Here is a 25,248-nt window from a genome sequence, read left to right on the forward strand (position 1 = left end):
ATGGTCTGAGTGAAGATGATCGCCCAGGTGACCTGACGAGCCTGCCCCGGACGCGAACACGTCGCGCCGGAGGCAGGCTGCCGAATCGGCCGGTCGGCGATGCGCATCGGGAAACGATACCAGACCCTGACCGCCAGGGTAGCCACTTGCACCTGCGGCCAGCTGTCACGCTGACGGCTGGCCGCAGGTGCTGCGAGTACTCACGCAAGCGCGCGACGCGTGCTCCAGGCGCGCCCCTCGAGGCGCCGATTGAGGCCGTGGCGCTCGATCAGCAGTGCCCCGCCCTGCTGCTCGGCGGCGCGGCCCCAGTCGTCCAGCAGTTCCATGCAGGCATGGTCGACGTAACCGAGTTTGTCGAGCGGCACGTGCAGCCGGGTGGTCGGCGCGATGCTTTCCAGCACGCTGGCCAGGCGTGGCACCTTGAGGAAGGTGGCCGAGCCGATCAGCCGCAGTTCCGCTTCGTCGGGGCCGGTGTGGTTGAGCGTGACCTTGAGGCGCGACGCTTTGCCGGCCAGCTTGATCAGGGTCAGGGCGAAACCGACCAGCACGCCGGTCAGCAGGTCGACGGCGACGATACCGATGGCCGTGGCCGCGTAGATGAACACCGGCGCACGCCCGTAGCGGCCGAGGTTGCGGATGGCCTTGATGTCGACCAGCTTGAAGCCGGTGTACACCAGGACGCCGCCCAGGCAGGCCACGGGAATGCTCTGCAGCACACCCGGCAGCAGCATCACGAAGGCCAGCAGCCAGGCACCATGGAGGATCGCCGACATACGGGTACGGGCACCGGCCTGTACGTTGGCCGAGCTGCGCACGATGACCCCGGTCATCGGCAGCGCGCCAAGCGCACCGCAGAGCATGTTGCCGATGCCCTGGGCGGACAGCTCGCGGTCGAGGTTGGAGCGCGCGCCATTGTGCATGCGATCCACCGCCGCGGCCGACAGCAGGGTTTCCGCACTGGCGATGAAGGCCACCACGACCGCCGCCAGCAGGATGTGCGGGTTGGTCAGGTTGAGCAGGTCGCCCGGCTGTACCCAGTCGATGGCGTCGCTCAGCGTGGCCGGCACTTCGACCCGCGCCACGCCAAGGTTCATCCACAGGCTGATCAGGGTCATGGACGCCACGCCCAGCAGGGCGCCTGGCAGGAAGCGCAGGCTGTTGGGGCGCAGCTTGTCCCACAGGAACATGCAGGCGATGGTCCCGAAGCCCAGGCTGGCGGCATCTATGGCGCTGCCACCGCCGAGCCCGGGGATCGCCTGGCGCAGGGTATCGGGAAAGGCCAGCAGGTTATCCAGGCCGGACGCCTGGGGCTTCATGTCGAACATCACGTGAAATTGCGAGAGCACGATCAGCACGCCGATACCGGCCAGCATGCCGTACACCACGGCCGGCGCGGTAACGCGAAACCAGCAGCCCAGGCGCAGGCGCCCGGCCACCAGTTGCAGCAGGCCGGCGAGCAGCAGAATCGGCCCGAGCATAGCCAGGCCATGGGTGCGTACCAGTTCGAACACCAGCACGGCCAGGCCGGCGGCAGGGCCGCTGACCTGCAGCGGCGAGCCGGCCAGCCAGCCGACCACCAGGCCGCCGATGATGCCGGTGATCAGGCCCTTGGCCGGGGGCATACCGGAGGCGATGGCGATACCCATGCACAGTGGCAGGGCGACGAGAAAAACCACGATGGATGCCAGGGCATCGCGTGGTAGCGCGGATTTGAATGAAGCGAGGGTCATGGTGCGGTCTCCTGCAGGTACGGCGCACAAAAAGTCATGACGACAAGACGGGCTTGTCGTCTGGCAGGCTAAAGGCAGTCAAAACCCTGAAACAGGCTGTCGAGTGTTGAAATCGATTCATAGCCACAAGGTGACGTCCTGTCAGGTTGGCTAGGAAGCCAGGTAGCGCGCACGCGGGCTGGCGTTTGGCGCGGTCTCGCCGTCGAGGGGCAGGAACTCGCCGCGCTCGGCGTCGTAGGCCTGGATGGTGCAGTTCTCGATGTCGTAGACCCAGCCGTGGATGAACAGCTGGCCGCTGGCCAGGCGGGCCGCGACAGAGGGGTGGGTACGCAGGTGATCGAGCTGGGCCACCACGTTTTCTTCGGTGAGCACACCCAGGGTGGTGTGGTCGGCGCAGCCGCAGTTGTCGGCCACCACGGTCTTGGCGACTTCGGCATGGCGCAGCCAGGCCTTGACGGTGGGCATGCGCTCGATGGTCTCAGGGGCCAGCACGGCCTTCATGGCGCCGCAGTCGGAGTGCCCGCAGATGATGATGTGCTGCACGCCCAGGCCCATCACCGCGTATTCGATGGCAGTCGATACGCCGCCGTTCATCTGCCCGTAGGGCGGCACCACGTTGCCGACGTTGCGGGTCACGAACAGCGAGCCGGGGTCGCTCTGGGTGATCAGCTCGGGAACGATGCGCGAATCCGCGCAGGTGATGAACATGGCGCGTGGGCTCTGCTGACGCGCCAGCTTGCTGAACAGCTCGCGCTGCTCGGGGAATACCTCGGTACGAAAACGCTGGAAGCCATCAAGCAGGGTCTGCAGGGCATCTTCTGCGGTCTGCTTGCCGGCTACGGGGGGTGTGGCGGATCGGATGGAACGAACGCGATCGTTCATGGTGTGCCTCCTGGTTTCAGTAGTGATATTGACTTGCCATCTGATGGCAGTTTGCAACGTGACTATTTGGTCACCTTTGAAACCAAGCTACCCTTTAAGACTTAACTGAAACTTAATCGCAGCTTTGCAGGGGATGGAATTGCGATGTTGGCGATGGCGAATGCCACCAAGCTGCAGGGTCTGGCGGGTAGGATGGTCAACAGCGCGCTGCCTTACCGCGCGCCGCACACCATCCTAAAACCCTGCAGATGACGCTGGCGTTACAGATGTTTCCGGATCGACCACCGGGCCGCTACGGACCCGGCGCAGGCGAGAACGGTGCTCGCCTGGATCCCCGCAGCCGTCGGGCGACGGCTGCGCGGCAGCTGATCAACCGCGATGACGACCGCGGAAGAAGTTGATCAGGCCTTGGGTCGAGCCGTCTTCGGCAGGCGCTTCGTCGCTGCCGACCATGCGCGAGTAAACGCCCTTGCCCAGATCCTTGCCGAGCTCCACGCCCCACTGATCGAAGGCGTTGTTGCCCCAGATGACGCTCTGCACGAATACCTTGTGCTCGTACATGGCGATCAGCGCGCCGAGCCGGCGCGGGCTCACCCGCTCCATCACCAGGGTGTTGCTCGGGCGGTTGCCGGGAATCACCTTGTGCGGCGCCAGGCGCTGCACGTCGTCTTCACTCAGGCCCTTGGCGCGCAGCTCATCCTCGGCTTCCTCGCGGGATTTGCCGAGCATCAGCGCCTGGCTCTGCGACAGGCAGTTGGCGTACAGCCACTGGTGGTGATCGGCCACCGGGTTGTAGCTGCTCACCGGCACGATGAAGTCGGCCGGAATCAGCTGGGTGCCCTGGTGCAGTAACTGGTGATAGGCATGCTGGCCGTTACAGCCAACGCCGCCCCAGATCACCGGCCCGGTTGCCGTGCTGACCGGCTGGCCATCGCCACGCACGCTCTTGCCATTGGACTCCATATCCAGTTGCTGGAGGTGCTTGGTGATGTTGCGCAGGTAGTGGTCGTACGGCAGGATGGCGTGGCTCTGGGCATTCCAGAAGTTGCCGTACCACACGCCGAGCAGGGCCAGCAGCACCGGCATGTTCTCTTCGAATGGCGCGGTCTGGAAGTGCTCGTCCATGCGGTAGGCGCCGGACAGCAGCTCCTTGAAGTTGGACATGCCGATGGACAGTGCGATCGGCAGGCCGATGGCCGACCACAGCGAGTAACGCCCCCCCACCCAGTCCCACATCGGGAAGATGTTCTCTTCACGAATACCGAAGCCGACGGCGGCTTCACGGTTGCTCGAAACCGCGATGAAGTGCCGGTACAGCTCGGCTTCGGAGCCGCCCTGGGCGAGGTACCAGCCACGTGCGGCCTGGGCGTTCTTGAGGGTTTCCAGGGTACCGAAGGACTTCGACGAGACGATGAACAGCGTGGTCTCGGCGCGCAACTTGGCCGACAGCTCGTGGAATTCACTGCCATCGATATTGGCCAGGTAATGGCAACGCACGCCGCGCTGGGCGAACGGCAGCAGCGCTTCGGAAACCAGCTGCGGGCCAAGGAAGGAACCGCCGATGCCGATGTTCACCACGTCGGTGATCGGCTTCTCGGTGTAACCGCGCCACAGGCCATCGTGGATGCGCCCGACCAGTTCGGTCATCTGCTGCAGTACGCGCTGCACCTCGGGAATGATGTCCACGCCGTCGACCTGCACCTTGTCGCTCAGTGGGCGGCGCAGCGCGGTGTGCAGCGCCGGGCGCTGTTCGGTGTTGTTGAGCAGCTCGCCGTCGAACAGCGCGCGAATGCCACGTTCCAGGCCGACTTCGCGCGCCAGGTTGACCAGCAACTCGCGGGTCTCGGTGTTGATCAGGTTCTTCGAATAATCCAGGAACAGCCCGCAGCCGCTGAGGCTGAAGGTTTCGAAACGCTGCGCATCGGCGGCGAAGGCCTGGCGCATGCTGAAGCCGGCCAGGCGCTCACGATGGGCAACCAGGGCCTGCCAGCTCGGCAGTTGGGTAACATCCATGGATGAAGAAAGGTACGGCATGAAGACTCCTTGGTTCGGGCCAGCCTCCTGGCCTCGCGAATTCGATTGCATGCCGTTGAACGCCGGGCGGTGGCAAATACTGCGCTGAAAATTGCCTAATGCGCCCCGCGCCCTTCAACGGCCTGGTACTGCTCAAGTTCATGCCGATACGGCAGCTGCGGGCCAACCCGCGAACAGGTCAGCGCCGCGGCCTGCACGGCGAAATCGAGCATCGCACCGAGCGCCTCGCGAGACAACGTGGCGAGTGCGGCGGGGCTGTCCAGCCCATGCTGCACCAGGTAGGCGAGGATAGCCGCCTGGAAGGTATCCCCCGCCCCCACCGTGTCCTGCGTGACCACCTGGCACGCCGGCACGGACCAGTGCCCGTGCTGCCGGCTGAACACGCTCGCCCCCTCGCTGCCACGGGTCAAAAACACCACCTGGCAGCGCTGGGCCAGCCAGCGTTCGATGCTCGCCAGCGGCTCGACACCCGGGTAGAGCGACTCCAGGTCTTCCTCGCTGACCTTGATCAGATGCGCATGGGCGGCAAAAGATTCAATTCGCTGGCGCCAGTGCTCGATATCCGGTGCAGGGTTGAGCCGCACGTTGGGGTCCAGGCTGATCAGCCGCCGCTCGCTTTCGCGCGCCACCAGCGCCAGCAGGGTGTCGCCAACCGGCGGCACGACCAGCGAATAGGAGCCCACATGCAGGCCGCTGACCTGCTCGTCGAGCATCGGCAGGTGCTCGGGCAACAGCTGCCGGTCGGCGCAGCCTGCACCCCGGAACATGTACTGCGGCGAGCCCTGGGCATCGAGGGCGACCATCGCCATGGTGGTCGGCGCCTCGCTGGCGATCAGGTAGCGATCGCTGACGCCTTCCTCGGCCAGTACCTGGCGCAGGCGCTGGCCGAGGTAGTCACTGGAAATCCCGGCGAACAGCGCCGACTGCACGCCGAGACGGCGCAGGCCGACCGCCACGTTGAACGGCGAGCCGCCGGCCAACGCCTTGAAATTCAGCTCGCTGCTGCGCTCGCCGGGGTTGCAGAAGAAATCGAACAGGGCTTCACCGCATACCAGGTACATGGAGTCTCCGCATCACGGAAGGCGCGCTCGCGCAGGGAAGAGCCGACGGCAAAAAGGCCGCCGGAATGAATTCATTGCAGTTGTTGCACCTGCTCACGGTAGCGTTGATAGACGCCCTCGTAAGCCCGACTGCGCAGCGCATCGGGTTGCGCGCCGCGGGTATCATCCAGGGTCACGCAGCGTTCGCACAGGTCATCCAGGCTCAGCGCCTCGTCGTGTTCATGGCTCGCGCACCAGGCCGCCTGGATCGCCGCCCCCAGCGCAGCCGCTTCGGTGTGCTGCGGGCAAGCCACCGGAGCGCCCATGATATCGGCGACGATCTGCCGCCACGCCGCGCTCTTCGCGCCGCCACCAATCAGGCGGATGGCATCGCTGCGGATGCCGCTGTCGCGCAGCAGGTCGAGGCCATAGCGCAAGCCGAAGGTGGTGCCCTCCACCACGGCGCGGCACAGGTTGGCGCGGGTCAGGTTGTCGCTGGTCAGGCCGTGCAGGCTGGCCGTGGCATGCGGCAGCGCCGGTACCCGCTCGCCATTGAGGAACGGCAGCATCAGCACACCGCCGGCCGCCACGGGCGCTTCGCCGACCAGTGCGCCAAAGGTGTCGATATCCAACCCGAGCAGCTCGCGAACCGCGCCACTGGCGTTGGTCAGGTTCATGGTGCAGATCAGCGGCAGCCAGCCGCCGGATGACGAACAGAAAGTCGCCACCTGCGGATGCGCGCTGACCTGCGGCTGATCGCTGTAGGCATACACGGTGCCCGAGGTGCCCAGGCTCATGGTGATCGCGCCCGGCGCGATATTGCCGGTGCCGATGGCGCCCAGCATGTTGTCGCCACCGCCGCTGGCAACCAACGCCCTGGGGTTGAGGCCCAGGCGTTCGGCGACCTGCTGGCGGATCGGGCCGACGCAACGATGCGACTCGATCAACTCGGGCAGCGCCCCCACCAGTGCGCCCTGCGGGTCGATCAGCGCCAGCAGTTCGCTGTCCCAGGTGCGCGTACGCACATTGAAATAGCCGGTGCCCGAGGCGTCACCGTACTCGGCGCAAAAACGCCCGGTCAGCCAGTAGTTGAGATAGTCGTGGGGCAGCAGGACATGGGCAATGCGCGCGAACACGTCGGGGTGATGATCGCGCGTCCACAGCAGTTTCGACACCGTGTAACCCGGGGCGATGGCCACGCCCAGGCGCTCCAGCGAACCGCTGTCGCCGCCGAGAAAATCCAGCAGATGGGCATTCTCGGCGGCGGATTCGGTGTCGCACCACAGCTTGGCAGGGCGCAGCACTTCGCCCTTGGCATCGAGCAGCACCAGGCCATGCTGCTGGCCGGAAACGCCGATGCCGAGAATCTCGCGCCCTGATACGCCAGCCTGATGCAGGGCCTGCGCGGTGGCCCGCTCGAACGCCTGCAGCCAGTCGGCGGGCTCCTGCTCACGGCGGCCGTTGGCAGCGCTGATCAACCGGTGCGCGGCGCTGCCCTCACCGAGCACCCTGCCGCTGTGGATATCCAGTACCAGCGCCTTGGTGCCCTGGGTGCCGCAATCGATGCCGAGGTACATGGCTCAGTCACTCAGCAGGGTCTGCAGGGTGCGCGTCACGCCCAGCTTGCGCAGGCTGTCGTAGCACAGCTCGAACGCGGTGACGAACGCCGCCGATTGCGCGATGGCGGTGCCGAAGATCACCTCGACGCCCAGCAACCGCTCGCGCACCCTGTCGTCATCGGCCACCAGCGCCTGGCAGAACTCGGCGCGCGGATCGGGAATCCGGTAGCGCGTGCCGTTTTCGTCGATGCCCTTGAGGTACAACGCCCATGCGGCGACCACCAGCGCGACGCGCTCCAGCGGCCGGCCGTCTTCGATCAAGCGGTTGAGGGTCGGCACGATGAACTTGGGAAACTTCGACGAGCCGTCCGAGCAGACACGCTCGAGCTGGTCGGCGATGGCCTGATTGGAGAAGCGCTCGATCAGGGTGTCCTTGTAGGCCTCCAGATCGATACCCGGCACCGCCGCCAGTTGCGGGGTCACGTCGAGGTCCATGAAGGTGCGGATATAGCGCTGCAACAGCGGATCATTCATGGCTTCATGAACGAAGCGATAGCCCTTGAGGAAGCCCAGGTAGGTCAACGCCAGGTGGCTGCCGTTGAGCAGCTTGATCTTCATCTCCTCGTAGGGCGTCACGTCATCGGTGAACTGCACGCCGACCTTCTCCCAGGCCGGGCGGCCATTGACGAACTTGTCTTCCAGCACCCATTGCAGGAACGGCTCGCAGACCACCGGCCAGGCGTCTTCGATGCCATGGCGCTCGGTCAGTTGCTGACGGTGAGCGTCACTGGTCATCGGCGTGATGCGATCAACCATGGCATTGGGAAAGCTCACGTGGCTGTCGATCCAGGTCGCCAGTTCGTGGTCGGCCAGGTGGGCAAAGGCCAGCAGCGCCTTGCGGGTCACCGCACCGTTGTGCGGCAGGTTATCGCAGGACATCAGCGTGAACGCCGGGGTGCCGGCGGCGCGGCGCCTGGCCAGGGCCACGCAGAGAAAACCGAAGACGCTGCGCGGCGATTCCGGGTGCGCCAGGTCGTGCTGGATGTCCGGCAGGTGGGCCATGAACTCGCCCGTGCTGTCGTCGATGCAGTAGCCGCCTTCGGTGATGGTCAGCGAGACGATGCGGATCGCCGGGTCGGCCAGCTTGTCGATCAGCGCGGCGGGCGAATCCTCGGCCAGCAGCATGCCGTTGATGGCGCCCACCACACGCACTTCCAGGCCCGGCTCGTCGCCCAGCACCAGCATGGTGTAGAGGTGATCCTGCGCGGCCAGGGCCTGCTGCATGGCACGGTCATCGGGGCGCAGGCCAACGCCACAGATGCCCCAGTCCAGCGCTTCGCCGCGGTTGAGCAGGGCTTCGGTGTAGATCGCCTGGTGTGCGCGGTGGAAGCCACCCACGCCGATATGGGCGATGCCCTGGCGCACGACCGTCGGGTCGTAAGCCGGTACGTCGACCTCGGCGGCCAGTGAAGCGAGATTCTTGCGGTTCAGTTTCATGATGACCATTCCTGCGCGTCAGGCGGCCTGGCCGGCCTGGATGCGTTTGTCGAGGGCCAGGCCATCGGCGTTGAAAACGTGGCAGTGGGCCGGGTCGAAATCCAGCGCCAGGGCTTCGCCGTAGGCCGGCGAGAAGTCGCCGCGCACCCGCACGGTGAGCTCTTCCTCGCCAACGCGCACATGGCAGAAGGTGTCGCTGCCCAGGCGCTCGCTGACGTCGGCGGTGGCCTGCAAGCGGCCCTGCCCGGCCGGCACCACGTTGAGGTGCTCGGGGCGAATGCCCAGGGTGATCTGGTCGCCGTTGCGCAGGCCGGTGCCGGCCAGGGGCAGATCCAGCGCGGCGCCGCAGCTCAGGCGCAGCTGACAGCGAGCACTGTCGACGCCCTCCACCTGGCCACGCAGGAAACCCATCTTCGGCGTGCCGAGAAAGCCGGCGACGAACAGGTTCACCGGGTGGTTGTAGAGTTCCAGCGGCGAGCCGACCTGCTCCACGCGGCCGCCATTGAGCACCACCACCTTGTCGGCCAGGGTCATGGCTTCGACCTGGTCGTGGGTCACGTAGATCATCGTCGCCTTGAGCTCCTTGTGCAGGCGTGCCAGTTCCAGGCGGGTCTGCACGCGCAGGGCAGCATCGAGGTTGGACAGTGGCTCGTCGAACAGGAAGATCTTCGGGTTGCGCACGATGGCGCGCCCGATGGCCACGCGCTGGCGCTGGCCGCCGGAGAGCTGCTTGGGCTTGCGCTCGAGCAGGGCGTCCAGCTCGAGTATGCGCGCCGCGTTGGCGACCTTTTCCTGCACCTCCTGCTTGCCGACCCGAGCGAGATCGAGGGCGAAGGAGAGGTTCTTGCGTACCGTCATGTGCGGGTACAGGGCGTAGGTCTGGAACACCATCGCCAGGTCACGCCTGGCCGGGGCGGTGTCGGTGATGTCGGTGCCATCGAGGGTGATGGTGCCGCTGGAGACTTCCTCCAGCCCGGCGATCAGGCGCAGCAGCGTGGACTTGCCACAGCCGGACGGGCCGACGAACACCACGAACTCACGGTTCTCGATATCCAGGTCGATGCCCTTGATGATCGCCGTGCCGTCGAAGCCTTTCTTCAGGTTGCGGATTTTCAAATCAGCCATGGAATCAACCCCTTATTATTTGACGGCGCCGAACGACAGGCCACGCACCAGCTGCTTCTGGCTGATCCAGCCAAAGATCAGGATGGGCGCGCAGGCGAGGGTCGAAACGGCGGAAAGCTTGGCCCAGAACAGGCCTTCGGGACTTGAATAGGACGCCACCAGGGCGGTCAGCGGCGCAGCGGCGGAGCTGGTCAGGTTGAGCGACCAGAACGCCTCGTTCCAGCACAGGATCAGCGACAGCAGCATGGTCGAGGCCAGGCCGCCACGGGCGATGGGCAGCAGCACGCGAACGATTTCCTGCCAGGTGGTGGCGCCGTCCAGGCGCGCCGCTTCGAGGATCTCGCCAGGGATGTCCTTGAAATAGGTGTACACCATCCACACCACGATCGGCAGGTTGATCAGGGTATAGATGACGATCAACGCGATACGCGAGTCGAGCATGCCGAACTGCTTGGCCAACAGGTAGATGGGCACCAGCACGCCAACCGGCGGCAGCATCTTGGTGGACAGCATCCACAGCAACGTGCCCTTGGTGCGCTTGGTCTCGAAGAACGCCATCGAGTAAGCCGCCGGCACCGCGATCAGCATGCACAGCAGGGTGGCCGAAAAGGAGATCAGCACCGAGTTCCAGGCATACGAGAAGTAGTCGCTGCGATCGTTGATGTGCAGGTAGTTCTCGAAGGTCGGCGTGAAGATGAATTGCGGCGGCGTGGCGAAGGCATCCAGCTCGGTCTTCAGGCTGGTCAGCACCATCCAGAAGATCGGGAAGAAGATCAGCGCGGCCACGGCCCAGGCCAGCGTGCCGACCAGCACACTTTGCAGGCGACGGGACTGTTTGAGTGTCAGCATCTCGGCGCCCTCACTGTTTGTCGGTCAGGTTCTTGCCGATCATGCGGATCAGCACGATGGCGGCGATGTTGGCGATGACCACGGCAATCAGCCCGCCGGCGGAGGCCATGCCCACGTCGAACTGCAGCAGCGCCTGGGTGTAGATCAGGTAGGCCAGGTTGGTGGATTCATAACCGGGACCGCCGCTGGTGGTGGTGTAGATCTCGGCGAATACCGAGAGCAGGAAGATGGTTTCGATCATCACCACCACGGCGATCGGCCGCGCCAGGTGCGGCAGGGTCAGGTGCCAGAAGATCGCCAGCGGACCGGCGCCGTCGAGGCGCGCGGCTTCCTTCTGCTCCTGGTCGAGCGACTGCATGGCGGTCATCAGAATCAGGATGGCGAACGGCAGCCACTGCCACGACACGATGAGGATGATCGAGAACAGCGGGTGGTGCGCCAGCCAGTCCACCGGCTGGGCGCCGAAGAACTGCCACACCGCGGCGAGGATCCCCGACACCGGATGGAAGATCAGGTTCTTCCACAGCAGCGCGCTGACCGTGGGCATGATGAAGAACGGCGAGATCAGCAGCACCCGCACGATGCCCCGGCCAAAGAACTCGCTGGCCTCCAGCAGTGCGGAGATCAGTACGCCGAACACCACGCTGATCAACAGCACGCTGCCGACCAGCAGCAGGGTATTGCCGGCGCCGGACAGGAAGGCGGCGTCGGTGACGAAATATTCGAAGTTTTCCAGGCCGACGAAATCGTTCTCGCCGGGGTACAGCAGGTTGTAGCGGATCAGCGAAAAATAGATGGTCATGCCCAGCGGCACGATCATCCAGACCAGCAGCAGAATGACCGAAGGGCTGACCAGGAACCAGCCGGGCTTGATCGCACGACGCTTGCGGCCGGCCGGATTAACGGCAGGCTGCGTGCGATTTTCTACGGTGGAGATAGCCATGGTGAATCCTCTGATCGTTGCTGCGCTTCGCCTGACGTAGGGTGGACAACGCTCTTTTTGTCCACCATTGGCGGCATAGAGCGGTGGACAAGCTTCGCGTTGTCCACCCTACATACTGCGTGGGAATGCATATCAGGACGCTCCGCGTCTGCTGACTCGGGGGCGAAGAGGCGTTCCCACGCAGAGCGTGGGAACGCTCGTGGTGCCGTTACTTCGGGTAGCCGGCGCGCTTCATTTCCCGTTCGGTGCTCTGCTGGGCAGCCTGCAGCGCCTGCTCCGGCTTCATCTGCCCGGTCAGGGCGGCGGCGAACAGCTTGCCGACTGCCGTGCCAACGGCCTGGAACTCGGGAATGGTCACCAGCTGGATGCCCACGTACGGCACCGGCTTGGCGCTGGGGTTGGCCGGGTCGGCCTTCTTCAGCGAGTCGAGGGTGACCTTGGCGAAAGGCGCGGCCTTCATGTAGGCCTCGCTGTAGGTCGAGGCGCGGGTGCCTGGCGGCACGTTGGCCACCCCATCCTTCTCGGCGACCAGCTCGGCATAGGCCTTGGACGTGGCCCAGGCACTGAAGGTCTTGGCGGCGTCCTTGGACTTGGAACTGGTAGGGATCGCCAGCGACCAGGAATACAGCCAGGAGGCACCCTTGTCGGTGACCTGGGTCGGCGCGAAGGTGAAGCCCACCGAGTCGGCGACCTTGCTCTGGGATTTGTCGGTGACGAACGAGCCAGCCACGCTGGCATCGACCCACATCGCGCACTTGCCGCTGTTGAACAGCGCCAGGTTTTCGTTGAAACCGTTGCTCGAGGCGCCCGGCGGGCCGTACTTGTTCATGGTGTCGACGTAGAAGTTCAGCGCGTTCTTCCACTCGCTACCGGTGAACTCCGGTTTCCACTGCTCATCGAACCAGCGCGCGCCATGGGCGTTGGCGATGGTGGTGATCAGCGCCATGTTCTCGCCCCAGCCGGCCTTGCCGCGCAGGCAGATGCCGTACTGCCCCTTGTCCGGCTGGTGCAGCTTGCCGGCGAATTCGGCCATCTGCTCCCAGGTCGGCTGCTCGGGCATCTTCAACCCGGCCTGCTCGAACAGGTCGGTGCGGTAATAGGTGATCGACGCTTCGGCGTAGAACGGCAGGGCGTAAAGCTGGCCGTTGGCCGACAGGCCTTCGCGCACGGAGGGGAACACGTCATCGAGGGCGTAATCGGCGGGCAGGTCCTTCATCGGCTCCAGCCAGCCCTTGTCGCCCCACAGCGCCGCTTCGTACATGCCGATGGTCAGCACGTCGAACTGGCCGCCCTGGGTGGCGATGTCGGTGGTCAGGCGCTGGCGCAGCACGTTCTCTTCGAGCACCACCCACTTGAGCTTGATGTCCGGGTGCTGTTCTTCGAAGGTTTTCGCCAGGCGCTGCATGCGGATCATGTCGCTGTTGTTGACCGTGGCGATGGTCACGGTCTCGGCAGCCTGCGCACCAACGGTGAGCGCCAGGCAGGAAGCGGCAACAAGTACTTTGATCGAATGGTTCATGGTCTTGAACTCCTCTCCCTGACCGGATCAGTCGCAGGAGACATTATTGTTTTTGTGGGCCGACCCGGATTACACCCCTACGGCCAAAGGCGAACAACGCCTCGACTGCACTGCAACCGATACTTTTTTGCACTGAAAATGCAGAGCTCAGCGGCAATGAAATCTACCAGGAGTCTCAAAAACGGGCCTTTGGCAGCCTTTGCATCGAATGAGAGGCGACCGATTCAGTACAGGTTTTGCGCGGTGACCCGCTGCGTGACCAACCGGCGATAGCCGCTGGGCGTCATGCCCTTGAGCTGCTGGAAGCGCCGGTTGAAATTGGAGATATTGTTGAAGCCGGACTCGAAGCACACCTCGGTCACCGGCTTGTCACTCTGGGTCAGCAGCTCGCAGGACTTGCTCACCCGCATGCGATTGACGAACTCGACGAAACCGCGCCCGGTGGCCTGCTTGAAGAAGCGCGAGAAATAGGTCGGCGTCATGCCCAGGTACTCGGCGACTTCTTCCTGGGTCAGCTCCTGGGCGTAGTGCTGGAAGATGTAATCGACGGCGCGGTTGATGCGCTCGACATGATGCTCGTCCGCCAACTGCGCGGCAGTTCTGTCCGACAACAACTGGTAGTCGTCGCAGGCAGCGAGCAGCTCCATGAGGATGAAGAAATTGCCCAGGCGGGTCATGCCCTGGGAGTCGGCGATGCGCTGCAGCAGTTGGCGCGCCTCGGCGATGGTGCGTGCGCAGCGAAACTCGATGCCGTAATGGGCGCGGCTGAGCAGCGGCTGCAGGTCCTTGAGCTCGGCGAATGCTGCGGTGCCGCTTTCCAGCACGTCGTCGGTGAAGTTGACCAGCATGTCGCGCTCGGCCACTGCCTCGCCCGCCGCCATCTGGCTGATCCAGTTATGCGGCAGGTTGGGGCCGGTAAGAAACAGGGTGTCGGGTGAGAAGTTGCCGATGTAGTCGCCGATGAACACCTTGCCGGAGCTGGCGACGATCAGGTGCAGCTCGTATTCCTTGTGGAAATGCCAGCGCACCAGCGGGCTGGGAAAGCCGTGCTGGCGATAGATCAGCGAATGACCTTCGTGGTCATCCATCAGCTCATAGGAAGGGTCGAGCGTTCTTTGCGTTCGGGACATGGCTGCGCGGCATCGTCTTGTTCTTGTCGGTGATTGCCGGTTGGCCGCGCTTCAAACGCGGGCCAACCGACCGACTAAAGACCCTAGCACAGTCCAGCGGGTTCGCTGGTTGAGCGCAGTCCGTAGATTTGCAGGAGGGGTTTCACCTACGTGGCACGCCCCATCCTACAAATCTGCTTTTGCGGGAGCGCGCCATGCGCGCGAATCGCGGGCATGGACTAGGCGTCCCCGCCCGCTCCCACTACCCGGTTCAAACCCAGGATGGATGCAACCCATCAATGTGGTGATAGGTTGCACCTACGCGGCCCGACCCATCCTACCAACGGTGACCCCGGTGGCGGATCAGCCTTGTGGATAACGCGCGCGAGGCGTGGCCATCGGCAGCGGGCCGTCGCCGATCTGGCGGAAGCCGCCATTTTCCGCATCGTAGGCCTTGATCTGGCAGCTTTCGATGTCGTACACCCAGCCATGGATGAACAGCTGCCCGGCAGCCAGGCGTGATGCGACAGACGGGTGCGTGCGCAGGTGATCGAGCTGGGCCACCACGTTTTCCTCGGTGAGCACACCCAGGGTGGTGTGGTCGGCGCAACCGCAGTTGTCGGCGACCACGGTCTTGGCGACTTCGGCATGGCGCAGCCAGGCCTTGACCGTCGGCATACGCTCCAGGGTGGCGGGGTCGAGCACCGCCTTCATCGCACCGCAGTCGGAGTGGCCGCAAACGATGATGTGCTGCACACCCAAGGCCGCCACGGCGTACTCGATGGCAGTGGAGACGCCACCGTTCATTTGCCCATAAGGTGGCACCACGTTACCGACGTTGCGGGTCACGAACAGGTCGCCTGGCTCGCTCTGGGTGATCAGCTCGGGGACGATGCGCGAGTCGGCGCAGGTGATGAACATCGCACGCGGCGACTGGGCATGGGCCAGCTTCTTGAACAGCGCTTGTTGCTGCGGGAACACATCCTGACGAAAGCGCAGGAAGCCATCGACCAGGTGATCCAGCGCTTCGGCGGCAGAAGCGGCATTCTTATCGGACTTGCCATCAGTAGGGCGATGATTACCAGGCATAGTGTTACCTCGTTTACGGATGGGAGCGAAGCCTAAGACAGTGCAGAAGCTTCCCAGTCGGCAGGGTTACCGACAAGTGGTCGAAGGCTTGGACTGTGCCAGCACGATTCAAGGCACGTCTGGGCAACAAATATCCGGTCACGGGGTGTAACGATGGAGTGCGGGGCATCGCGCCCTGGGTATCGCTTCGCTCAACGCCAGGCTACCCAGCGCCGCTCTCCGCCATACCCGTAGCCTGGGTCGAGCGCAGCGACACCCGGGAATTCCAACAACGACGCAGCCGTCAGAACAGCCCCATCTGCTGGCCGGGTGGCGCGAACTGCGAGCAGTCGAGGATGGCCCGTTTGCTGCCGTCGTAGCCGTAGCGCCGCCGCGCCAGGCGAAAACGCTGGGCCAGCAACTCGGCGAAATGGCCCTCACCTTTCATGCGTGCGCCAAAGCGGCTGTCGTAGTTCTGCCCGCCGCGCGACTGACGGATCAGGCTCATCACATGCTCGGCACGCTCGGGGAAATGGCTTTGCAACCACTCCTCGAACAGCCCGGCGATCTCCAGTGGCAGGCGCAACAGCACGTAGCCCGCCGAGCTCGCCCCGGCATCGCGGCCCGCCTCGAGCAGCCGTTCGAGCTCCATGTCATTGATCATGGGAATCATCGGTGCGGCCATCAGGCCGACCGGCACACCGTGCTCGTGCAGGGTTTTCATCGCCCGCAAACGCGCCCTGGGCGCAGCGGTGCGCGGCTCCATGATGCGCTTGAGCTCGTCGTCCAGGGTGGTGACGCTGAACGACACGCTGACCAGGTTGCGGCTGGCCAGTTCTTCGAGCAGGTCGAGATCGCGCAGGATCAGCGCACTCTTGGTGATGATGCTTACCGGATGGCGATAGCGCAGAAGGATTTCCAGGGCCTGGCGGGTCAGTTGATGCTCACGCTCGATGGGCTGGTAACCGTCGGTGTTGATACCCAGAGCGATAGGCGCCGGTACGTAACCCGGCTTGCTCAACTGCTCCTCGAGGCGCTCGGCGAGGTTGGTCTTGGCGATCAGCTTGGTTTCGAAATCGATGCCTGGCGACAGGTCCCAGTAAGCATGGCTGGGCCGGGCGAAACAGTAGATGCAGCCGTGCTCGCAGCCCCGATAAGGGTTCACCGAGCGGTCGAAGCCGACATCCGGCGAGCTGTTGCGGCTGATCACCGTCTTCGCCCGCTCGTGGCGCACTTCGGTGACGAAGGTCTGCGGCGTCTGCTCCTGGAACCAGCCGTCATCCTCGGCTTCGGTGGTGGTCGGTGCGAAACGATTATGCGGCTGGCTGGCGGTGCCGCGGCCGCGCGGGGCGGTGGTCGGATTCATGAGACGGACTCGATAGCTGTATATAAACACAGTATTCGCTTAATCGGTTCCTGCACAAGCCACCTTCGTCAGAAGAGGTTGCCTGAACCGTTCGTCGCCCACCGCGGTCGCATCTGCACACACACCTGCTTCCTGCCATGCCGGAGCCCGCATGCCGCCCGTATTCCTCATCGCTTCGCCTCGTTGTGCCGGGGCCTTGCTGGCATTCGCGCTGCTGGCGGGCTGCGCCGACGACGCGCCGCCGGAGCCGCAACATCCGCGGGTCAAGGTGGCCACGGTGAGCCAGATCGACTATGCCGCGGATGCCACGCTGACCGGCGACATCCAGGCGCGGGTGCAGACCGACCTGTCGTTTCGCATCGGCGGCAAGATCATCGAGCGCCTGGTCGATGTCGGCGACACCGTAAAGGCCGACCAGGTGCTGGCACGCCTCGACCCGCAGGACCAGCGCAACGCCGTGCGCTCCGCCGAGGCCGCCGCCGAAGCTGCACGTGCGCAGCTCAAGCTGAGCGCGGCCAACCTGTGGCGCCAGCAGCAACTGCTGCCCAAGGGCTACACCAGCCGCAGCGAATACGACAGCGCGCTGGCCAGCGAGCGCAGTGCGCGCAACAGCCTGGCTGCAGCCGAGGCGCAACTGGCCGACGCCCGCGAGCAGAGCGGCTACACCCAATTGCGCGCCGACAGCGATGGCGTGATCACCGCCCGCCAGGCCGAAGTGGGCCAGGTGGTGCAGGCGGCCACGCCGATCTTCGGCCTGGCCCGCGAGGGAGAACGCGATGCGGTGTTCAACGTGTTCGAAGCGCTGCTGGTCGAGCCGGGCCAGCAACTGCGCGTCAGCCTGCTGGACAACCCCGAGGTGAGCGCGGCGGGCACGGTGCGCGAGGTCAACCCGCAAGTATCGGCGCAAAGCGGCACGGTGCAGATCAAGGTCGGCCTCGCGCAGGTGCCGGCCGCCATGACCCTGGGCGCGACCGTCAGCGCCGCGGTCAGCAACCCGGCCGTGCCCAGCGTCGAGCTGCCGTGGTCGGCGCTGACCAAGGCCGAACACGAGCCTGCGGTGTGGCGCCTTGGCGACGGCGATGTCGCCCAGTTGCACCCCGTGCAGGTGGGCCGTTACCTGACCGACAAGGTGATCATCCGCGCCGGCCTGGAAGATGGCGACCGCGTGGTGGTGGCCGGCGGGCAACTGCTGCATCCGGGCCAGAAAGTGGAGATCGCCGAGGCCCGTGAGCAGAAGCACACGCAGGAGCAGAAGCCATGAACCGGGCTATCCCATTCGTGCTGCTCGTCGCCCTGCTGGCAGGCTGCGCCGAGGAGGAGAAGCCCGAACCGATCCGCCCGGTGCTGTACACCCAGGTGCAGCAGCAGGACCAGCAGGTGCTCGGCCGCTTCGCCGGCACCATCGAGGCGCGCGTGCAGAGCACCCTGGGCTTTCGGGTTGGCGGCCGCGTGGCCCAGCGCCTGGTGGATGCCGGTGCCGAGGTGCAGGCCGGCACCACTCTGGCCACCCTCGACCCGACAGACCAGCAGAATGCCCTGCGCGCCAGCGAAGGTGATCAGGCGCGCAGCGAGGCGCAGTGGATCAACGCCCAGGCCAACGCCCGCCGCCAGCAGGAGCTGTTCGACCGCGGCGTCGGCGCCAAGGCCATGCTCGAACAGGCGCAAACCGAATTGAGCAACGCCCGCAGCAGCCGCGAACAGGCCGAAGCCGCCACGCGGCAGGCCCGCGACCGCGTCGCCTACGGCACCCTGCGCAGTGAATTCGATGCCGTGGTCACCGCCTGGCACGTGGAGGCAGGCCAGGTGGTCGGCGCCGGCCAGGAAGTGGTTACCCTCGCCCGCCCGGACGTCAAGGAAGCAGTCTTCGACCTGCCCGTGGATGTCGCCGATGCGCTTGATGACGCCGTGCAGTTCAACGTGGTTTCTCAGCTCGACCCGAGCATCGCTACCCGTGGCACGCTGCGCGAACTGGCGCCGCGTGCCGACGCTGCAACGCGCACCCGCCGCGCCCGTCTGACCCTGGCCGACACGCCGCCGGGCCTGCGCCTCGGCACCGCCGTGGCCGTCAGCCTCACTCGCACGCAGACGCCGCGCAGCCTGCTGCCAGTCGGTGCACTGCAGGAAGTCGACGGCCAGGCCCGCGTGTGGGTCATCGACACCGCCACGAAGACCGTGCATCCGCGTGCCGTGCAGGTGGTAGCCCGTGACGGGCAACAGATCAGCGTCGAAGGCCTCGCGCCGGGCGATAAAGTAGTCAGCGCCGGCTTGAGCGAGCTCAAGGATGGCCAGGCAGTGCGTATCGATGAGGGCGTGGCACCATGAATCAACAGGCGCCGCGCAAGAACGGCTTCAACCTCTCCGACTGGGCGCTGCGCCATCAGTCGTTCGTCTGGTACCTGATGTTCGTGTCGCTGCTCATGGGCGTGATCTCGTACATGAACCTGGGCCGCGAGGAAGACCCTGCCTTTACCATCAAGACCATGGTCATCCAGACCCGCTGGCCGGGCGCCACGGTGGACGAAACCCTCAGCCAGGTCACCGACCGCATCGAGAAGAAGCTCGAAGAACTGGACTCGCTGGACTACGTGAAGAGCTACACGCGGCCCGGCGAATCGACCGTCATGGTGTTCCTGCGCGACACCACCAAGGCCGATGACATCGAGGGCATCTGGTACCAGGTGCGCAAGAAGATCGACGACATTCGCGGCGAGTTTCCCCAGGGCCTGCAGGGCCCCTCGTTCAACGACGAATTCGGCGACGTGTTCGGCTCCATCTACGCCTTCACCGGCGACGGCCTGAACATGCGCCAGCTGCGCGACTACGTGGAGCAGGTGCGCGCCGAGATCCGCAGCGTGCCCGACATGGGCAAGGTGCAGATGGTTGGCCAGCAGAACGAGGTGTTCTACCTCAACTTCTCGACGCGCCGACTGGCCGCCCTGGGCATCGACCAGAGCCAGGTGATCCAGAGCCTGCAGGCGCAGAACGCAGTGACCCCCTCGGGCGTCATCGAGGCCGGGCCGGAGCGTATTTCCGTGCGCACCAGCGGCCAGTTCGCCTCGGAAGCCGACCTGCGCAACGTCAACCTGCGCCTGGACGACCGCTTCTATCGGCTGACCGATATCGCCGAGATCAGCCGCGGTTACGTCGACCCGCCGCAATCGCTATTCCGTTACAACGGCACGCCGGCCATCGGCCTGGCCATCGCCATGCGCGACGGCGGCAATATCCAGACCTTCGGTAAAGCCCTGCACGCGCGCATGGACGAGCTGACCGCCGAGCTGCCGGTGGGCGTTGGCGTGCACGTGGTGTCCGACCAGGCCGAGGTGGTCGAGGAAGCCGTCAGCGGCTTCACCCGCGCGCTGTTCGAGGCCGTGCTGATCGTCATGTTGGTGAGCTTCGTCAGCCTCGGCATTCGCGCCGGGCTGGTGGTCGCCTGCTCGATTCCGCTGGTGCTGGCCATGGTGTTCATGTTCATGGAGTACAGCGGCATCACCATGCAGCGCATCTCCCTCGGCGCACTGATCATCGCGCTGGGATTGATGGTCGACGACGCGATGATCACTGTCGAGGTGATGGTCACACGGCTGGAAAAGGGCGACTCGTTGCACGACGCGGGCACCTTCGCCTACACCTCGACGGCGTTCCCGATGCTCACCGGCACGCTGGTGACGGTGGCAGGCTTCGTGCCCATCGGCCTCAATGCCAGTTCGGCCGGCGAGTACACCTTCACCCTGTTCGCGGTGATTGCCGTGGCTTTGTCGCTGTCCTGGCTGGTGGCCGTGGTGTTCGCGCCGGTGATCGCCGTGCACATCCTGCCCAAACGCATGAAGGCCAAGGAAAGCGGTCCGGGCCGCATCGCCCGTGCCTTCGACAAGGGTCTGCTGCTGTCAATGCGGAACCGCTGGTGGACGATTGGCATCACCGTGGCGATGTTCGCGGCGTCGATCGCCGGCATGACAATGGTGCAGAGCCAGTTCTTCCCGGCGTCGGATCGCCCGGAACTTCTCGTCGACCTCAACCTGCCGCAGAACGCCTCGATCAACGAAACCCGCGCCCAGGTCGACCGCCTCGAGGCCAGCCTCAAGGACGACCCGGACATCGCCCGCTGGAGCACTTATATCGGCCAGGGCGCGCTGCGCTTCTACCTGCCGCTGGACCAGCAACTGCAAAACCCGTTCTACGCCCAGTTGGTGATCGTCAGCCAGGACATCGAGGCCCGTGATCGTCTGGTCGGCAAATTGAAGAAACGCCTGCGCGAGGATTTCGTCGGCATCGGCAGCTTCGTCCAGCCCCTGGAGATGGGCCCGCCGGTGGGCCGGCCAATCCAGTACCGGATCAGCGGCCCGAACGTCGACCAGGTGCGCAAGCATGCCCTGGAGCTGGCCACCCTGCTGGACAAGAACCCGGACATCGGCGAGATGGTCTACGACTGGAACGAGCCAGGAAAAGTGCTGCGCATCGACATCGCCCAGGACAAGGCGCGCCAGTTCGGGCTTTCTTCCGAAGACGTCGCCAACCTGCTCAACAGCATCGTCAGCGGCACCACGGTCACCCAGGTGAAAGATGACATCTACCTCATCGACGTGATCGGCCGTGCCGAAGACAGCGAACGCAGCTCGCCGCAGACCCTGGAAAACCTGCAGATCGTCACCCCGAGCGGCGTGGCGATCCCGCTGCGCGCCTTCGCCACCGTGGGCTACGAGCTGGAACAGCCGCTGGTGTGGCGCCGCGACCGCAAGCCGACCATTACGCTCAAGGCCGCGGTGGTCAGCGATATCCAGCCGACCGATCTGGTTGCCGACCTGGCAGCGGATATCCAGCAGTTCTCCAGCGAGCTGCCCAACGGCTACAGCGTCGCCACCGGCGGCACCGTCGAGGAAAGCGGCAAGGCCCAGGGGCCGATCGCCAGCGTGCTGCCGCTGATGCTGTTCCTGATGGCCACCTTCCTGATGATCCAGCTGCACAGCGTGGCCAAGACCTTCCTGGTATTCAGCGTAGCGCCGCTGGGGCTGATCGGCGTGGTGCTGGCCTTGGTGCCCACCGGCACGCCCATGGGTTTCGTGGCGATTCTCGGCATCCTCGCGCTGATCGGCATCATCATCCGCAACTCGGTGATCCTGGTGACCCAGATCGACGAGTTCGAACGCGCCGGCGACTCGCCCTGGCAGGCGGTCATCGACGCCACCCGGCACCGTCGCCGGCCGATCCTGCTGACCGCCGCAGCCGCCAGCCTGGGCATGATCCCCATCGCCCGCGAGGTGTTCTGGGGGCCAATGGCCTACGCCATGATCGGCGGCATCTTCAGCGCCACCCTGCTGACCCTGCTGTTCCTGCCGGCCCTGTACGTGGCGTGGTACCGCATTCGCGAGGACGACCCGCAGAACCAAACGGTCAAAGAATAGCGGCGATGCGCCTGCCCAGCAGGATAGGCGCAGATCGAAAAAACACTCAGAAGCTGCCGTTCGATTGGTAGACCAGCAGCGCTTCCGCCAGTTGCAGATCGCTGTAATGGGCATATGCGGGGCGCTGTTTCAGCACCTCGAGCGCCGCCTCCAGCATCACGCCACGAATATGCCCGTGACTACCGACAAAGGCCGCAGCATCGTCTCGAGCCAGCTTCAGCTTCTGGTCGATACTGCTGCTCTCTTTCGACATTTCCTCGGCCAATTCGGTGCCTTCACCGGGCTTGGTGGTGGTGAGGATCGGTACCAGGGTAGTCAGCACGCCGTAGTATGTGGTGCCCATCAGCGGATCCTCATCGAGCTCCGGCGTGACCCGAACCCAGGCGTGAGCCGGCAGGCTCGCGAGCAAAGCGATTGCCAGCAGGCATGCGTCGAGGAGCCTGCAGCGAGTCAATTCACGGCAACCTTGTTGTCGCCCGGTACTGCGGGCTCGGCCCGCTGCGCATAGCGCTGGGCGATGACCGCGCAAACCATCAGCTGGATCTGGTGGAAAATCATCATCGGCAGGATCATCAGGCCGATGCTGCTGCCGGCGAACAGCACCTGGGCCATCGGTACGCCGGTGGCCAGGCTCTTTTTCGAGCCGCAGAACAGGATGGTGATGCGGTCTTCCATGCTGAAGCCGCACCACTTGCCAAGCAAAGCGGTGATGCACAGCGCCAGCGCCAGCAGCAGGCAGCAGGCGAACACCAGGGCCGCCAGGGTCGGCCAGGACACCTGGTTCCACAGGCCCTGCACCACCGCCGCGCTGAAGGCGGTGTAGACCACCAGCAGGATCGAACTCTGGTCCACGTACTTCAGCCAGCCCTTGTTGCGACCGACCCAGGCGCCGATCCACCGGCGGGCGATCTGGCCGAGGATAAAGGGCACCAGCAACTGCAAGGTGATCTTGCCGATGGCATCGAGCAGCGAACCGCCGGTGCCGTGCACGTCCATCAGCAGCGCCACCAGCAGCGGCGTCAGGAAGATCCCGAACAGGCTGGAGGCCGCCGCGCTGCAGATCGCCGCCGGGATGTTGCCGCGCGCCAGGGAGGTGAAGGCGATGGCCGATTGCACGGTGGCCGGCAGGGCGCACAGGTAGAGCATGCCCAGGTACAGCTCGGTGCCGATCATCGGCGACAGCAACGGCTTGAGCGCCAGGCCGAGCAGCGGGAAGAGGATGAAGGTGCAACTGAACACCAGCAGGTGCAGGCGCCAGTGGCCGGCACCCGCGACGATGGCCTCACGCGACAGCTTGGCGCCGTGCAGGAAGAACAGCAGCGCGATGGCCAGGTTGGTGATCCAGCCGAAGGCTACCGCCGCCTCGCCGCTGACCGGCAGGAAGGTGGCGATGAGCACGACGCTGATCAGCGTCAGGGTGAAGTTGTCGGGCAGCAGACGGGAGCGGGCCATGAGCAGAGGTTCCGGGGCAGACGGAGGCAGGCGGTTGCCAGAGAAAGGCGCCCACTCTACCCTGAAGCTCAATTGCCGACTAACGCCATAAAGCCAGAACATGTCGCCTAACGGACACGCCAACATTGCCGAACGCAGCGTCCCCCAGCTGGAGCGCCTGCCCCGGCCCCTGTATGCACGCAACGAATCGTTGCCCCGCCAGACCGGCACGCCGCGCCATAGCCATCCCTGGGTGCAGCTGACTTATGCGATTGAGGGCGTACTCCAGGTGCGCACCGCTGCCGGCAGCTTCGTCGCACCGCCGCAGCGGGCCATCTGGATTCCGGGCGGGCTCGAACATGAGGTGCTCAGTTCGCCGAATACCGAGATGCGCAGCCTTTACCTGGACGCCAGCTGCGCCGACTCGCCAAGCGGCAGTTGCCGCGTGTTGGGCGTGGATGCGCTGACTCGCGAGCTGATCCGCAGCTTTTGCGAACTGCCGGTGGAATACGACGAGACGGGGCCGGACGGGCGCCTGGCCCAGGTCCTCCTGGACCGCCTGCGTACGGCACCAGAAGTGCACCTGTCATTACCGCTGCCAGGCGACCCGCGCTTACAGATGGTGTGCAACCGCCTGCAGCAAACGCCCGACGATGACCGCCCACTGGCGGCCTGGGCGGCAAGCCTGGGGGTGTCGGAAAGAACCCTCAGCCGCCTGTTCCTGCGTGACACCGGGCTGACCTTTCGCGCCTGGCGGCAACGCCTGCGCCTGCTCGGTGCATTGACGCCGCTGGAACGCGGCCAGCGCGTCACCGATGTGGCCCTGCTCTGCGGCTACGACTCCACCTCGGCCTTTATCGCCGCGTTCCGCCAGCAGTTCGGCGCCACGCCGGGCGAATTTTTCAGGGACTGAATCAGTTGCCGCGGCGCACCTGCAAGCCCGAGTAACCGTACTCACCCGGCTCGCCGTCGAGCAGCAGTTGCCCGCTCGCCGCGAGCTCGCGGGCACGCCAGAACAGAAAGGTGTCGGTGGCGAAGAAGCCGTCGCAGCGTGCCATCACCTCGGCCATCAGCCGCGTCAGCGCTTGCGGCTCCGTGCGGGCGTGGCGCAGCAGCGCAGCGTCGATGGTCTGGTAATCCTCGGCCTCGAATTGCCCCGCCTGCCAGCGATGAATCAGGCCGCCATCCGCCACCGCCATGCGCCATTGCGCTGCAAGGGCGGCGTGACGTTGCGCCTCGACCGGCCGCGGCTTGGCCAGCCCGAGCAGCGCCTGCGGTGTGCGCATGGCTACAGCCTGGCGGCTCTGCACCCAGCTGTTACCGGTGCCGCAAGCCACTTCGATCAGCGCGACGCCGCTGCCTTCGAGGGCATGGGCCACCCGCGCCAGCAGCAGTTGCTCGCTGGCACTGTCGCCGTGCCAGACCGTGACCGGTCGCTCCTGCCTGGCCAGACCGGCGAGCCAGTGCGCATCGGCGGGCAGAGCCGTGGCGAAATCCGGCACCGGCGTCACGCCAGTTGGCCATACCGCGCGCCAGAAGGCTGCGCGCGCCGCACAGGGCGGCGCATCGACATCCCCCAGCGGGCCGACCGCCAGATCGTCACGCAGGACGCGCAGCCCGGCATCGGCCGCCGCCTGACCCACCACATGGGTTACACCGGCGACGGCATTGTCACCACAGACCAGATGCCACAT

General features: G+C 65.3%; 20 protein-coding genes. 4 read left to right on the forward strand and 16 right to left on the reverse strand.

The features are described 5' to 3' along the window. Positions 1-200: 200 nt before the first annotated feature. The 13 genes from ACZ0AV_RS13425 to ACZ0AV_RS13485 all read right to left on the reverse strand — a co-directional run bounded on the left by ACZ0AV_RS13425 (position 201) and on the right by ACZ0AV_RS13485 (position 16,721). Complete coding sequence (locus ACZ0AV_RS13425; RefSeq protein WP_499151482.1) at positions 201-1,730, reverse strand: SulP family inorganic anion transporter; 1,530 nt, start codon at positions 1,728-1,730, stop codon at positions 201-203. Between the two features lie 150 nt (positions 1,731-1,880). Further along, positions 1,881-2,612, reverse strand: a complete 732-nt coding sequence (locus ACZ0AV_RS13430; RefSeq protein WP_499151483.1) for a carbonic anhydrase — start codon at positions 2,610-2,612, stop codon at positions 1,881-1,883. A gap of 369 nt (positions 2,613-2,981) precedes the next feature. Next, positions 2,982-4,646, reverse strand: coding sequence for a glucose-6-phosphate isomerase (gene pgi / locus ACZ0AV_RS13435; RefSeq protein WP_499151484.1), 1,665 nt, complete (start codon positions 4,644-4,646; stop codon positions 2,982-2,984). 95 nt (positions 4,647-4,741) lie between these two features. Next, a complete protein-coding gene (locus ACZ0AV_RS13440; RefSeq protein ID WP_499151485.1) occupies positions 4,742-5,707 on the reverse strand; it encodes a carbohydrate kinase family protein in 966 nt (321 codons plus the stop codon). Between the two features lie 71 nt (positions 5,708-5,778). Further along, positions 5,779-7,263, reverse strand: coding sequence for a xylulokinase (gene xylB / locus ACZ0AV_RS13445; protein ID WP_499151486.1), 1,485 nt, complete (start codon positions 7,261-7,263; stop codon positions 5,779-5,781). Between the two features lie 3 nt (positions 7,264-7,266). Then, positions 7,267-8,742, reverse strand: coding sequence for a mannitol dehydrogenase family protein (locus ACZ0AV_RS13450; RefSeq protein WP_499151487.1), 1,476 nt, complete (start codon positions 8,740-8,742; stop codon positions 7,267-7,269). An 18-nt stretch (positions 8,743-8,760) separates the two neighbouring features. Continuing rightward, the gene (locus ACZ0AV_RS13455) at positions 8,761-9,867 is read right to left on the reverse strand and encodes an ABC transporter ATP-binding protein (RefSeq protein WP_499151488.1); all 1,107 of its coding nucleotides are present in this window, start codon (positions 9,865-9,867) and stop codon (positions 8,761-8,763) included. A 15-nt stretch (positions 9,868-9,882) separates the two neighbouring features. Continuing rightward, complete coding sequence (locus ACZ0AV_RS13460; RefSeq protein WP_499151489.1) at positions 9,883-10,716, reverse strand: carbohydrate ABC transporter permease; 834 nt, start codon at positions 10,714-10,716, stop codon at positions 9,883-9,885. Between the two features lie 10 nt (positions 10,717-10,726). Next, complete coding sequence (locus tag ACZ0AV_RS13465) at positions 10,727-11,659, reverse strand: carbohydrate ABC transporter permease (protein ID WP_499151490.1); 933 nt, start codon at positions 11,657-11,659, stop codon at positions 10,727-10,729. Between the two features lie 208 nt (positions 11,660-11,867). Continuing rightward, positions 11,868-13,178 (reverse strand): ABC transporter substrate-binding protein, encoded by a 1,311-nt coding sequence (locus ACZ0AV_RS13470; protein WP_499151491.1) that lies wholly within the window; start codon positions 13,176-13,178, stop codon positions 11,868-11,870. 224 nt (positions 13,179-13,402) lie between these two features. Beyond that, on the reverse strand, positions 13,403-14,308 hold the full coding sequence (locus ACZ0AV_RS13475; protein ID WP_499151492.1) for a helix-turn-helix domain-containing protein: 906 nt from the start codon (positions 14,306-14,308) through the stop codon (positions 13,403-13,405). A 342-nt stretch (positions 14,309-14,650) separates the two neighbouring features. Next, positions 14,651-15,376 (reverse strand): carbonic anhydrase, encoded by a 726-nt coding sequence (locus tag ACZ0AV_RS13480; protein ID WP_499151493.1) that lies wholly within the window; start codon positions 15,374-15,376, stop codon positions 14,651-14,653. A gap of 283 nt (positions 15,377-15,659) precedes the next feature. Continuing rightward, positions 15,660-16,721 (reverse strand): PA0069 family radical SAM protein, encoded by a 1,062-nt coding sequence (locus ACZ0AV_RS13485; RefSeq protein WP_499151494.1) that lies wholly within the window; start codon positions 16,719-16,721, stop codon positions 15,660-15,662. 151 nt (positions 16,722-16,872) lie between these two features. Here ACZ0AV_RS13485 and ACZ0AV_RS13490 point away from each other — a divergent pair, with 151 nt between their 5' ends. Genes ACZ0AV_RS13490 through ACZ0AV_RS13500 form a run of 3 tightly spaced genes read left to right on the forward strand, consistent with a single transcriptional unit; the run spans position 16,873 to position 22,123 of the window. Further along, on the forward strand, positions 16,873-17,982 hold the full coding sequence (locus ACZ0AV_RS13490) for an efflux RND transporter periplasmic adaptor subunit (protein WP_499151495.1): 1,110 nt from the start codon (positions 16,873-16,875) through the stop codon (positions 17,980-17,982). After that, positions 17,979-19,043, forward strand: coding sequence for an efflux RND transporter periplasmic adaptor subunit (locus ACZ0AV_RS13495; RefSeq protein ID WP_499151496.1), 1,065 nt, complete (start codon positions 17,979-17,981; stop codon positions 19,041-19,043). The genes ACZ0AV_RS13490 and ACZ0AV_RS13495 overlap by 4 nt, the downstream gene beginning before the upstream one ends. Continuing rightward, positions 19,040-22,123, forward strand: coding sequence for an efflux RND transporter permease subunit (locus tag ACZ0AV_RS13500; protein ID WP_499151497.1), 3,084 nt, complete (start codon positions 19,040-19,042; stop codon positions 22,121-22,123). The genes ACZ0AV_RS13495 and ACZ0AV_RS13500 overlap by 4 nt, the downstream gene beginning before the upstream one ends. A gap of 46 nt (positions 22,124-22,169) precedes the next feature. On the opposite strand, the gene ACZ0AV_RS13505 is transcribed toward ACZ0AV_RS13500, so the two are convergent. Both ACZ0AV_RS13505 and ACZ0AV_RS13510 read right to left on the reverse strand, forming a co-directional pair. Further along, positions 22,170-22,466, reverse strand: coding sequence for a DUF2388 domain-containing protein (locus ACZ0AV_RS13505; protein ID WP_499151498.1), 297 nt, complete (start codon positions 22,464-22,466; stop codon positions 22,170-22,172). Positions 22,467-22,573: 107 nt separating this feature from the next. Next, positions 22,574-23,575 carry a bile acid:sodium symporter family protein gene (locus ACZ0AV_RS13510; RefSeq protein WP_499151499.1) on the reverse strand — a complete coding sequence of 334 codons (1,002 nt, stop codon included), beginning with the start codon at positions 23,573-23,575 and terminating at the stop codon, positions 22,574-22,576. Positions 23,576-23,675: 100 nt separating this feature from the next. Here ACZ0AV_RS13510 and ACZ0AV_RS13515 point away from each other — a divergent pair, with 100 nt between their 5' ends. Further along, entirely contained in the window at positions 23,676-24,467 is a 792-nt protein-coding gene (locus ACZ0AV_RS13515) for an AraC family transcriptional regulator (protein ID WP_499151500.1), read from the forward strand. Between the two features lies 1 nt (position 24,468). Here the strand turns inward: ACZ0AV_RS13515 and ACZ0AV_RS13520 are convergent, their stop codons facing one another. Next, positions 24,469-25,248, reverse strand: coding sequence for a DUF1835 domain-containing protein (locus ACZ0AV_RS13520; protein WP_499151501.1), 780 nt, complete (start codon positions 25,246-25,248; stop codon positions 24,469-24,471).

This window comes from Pseudomonas sp. AC532, assembly GCF_979258965.1.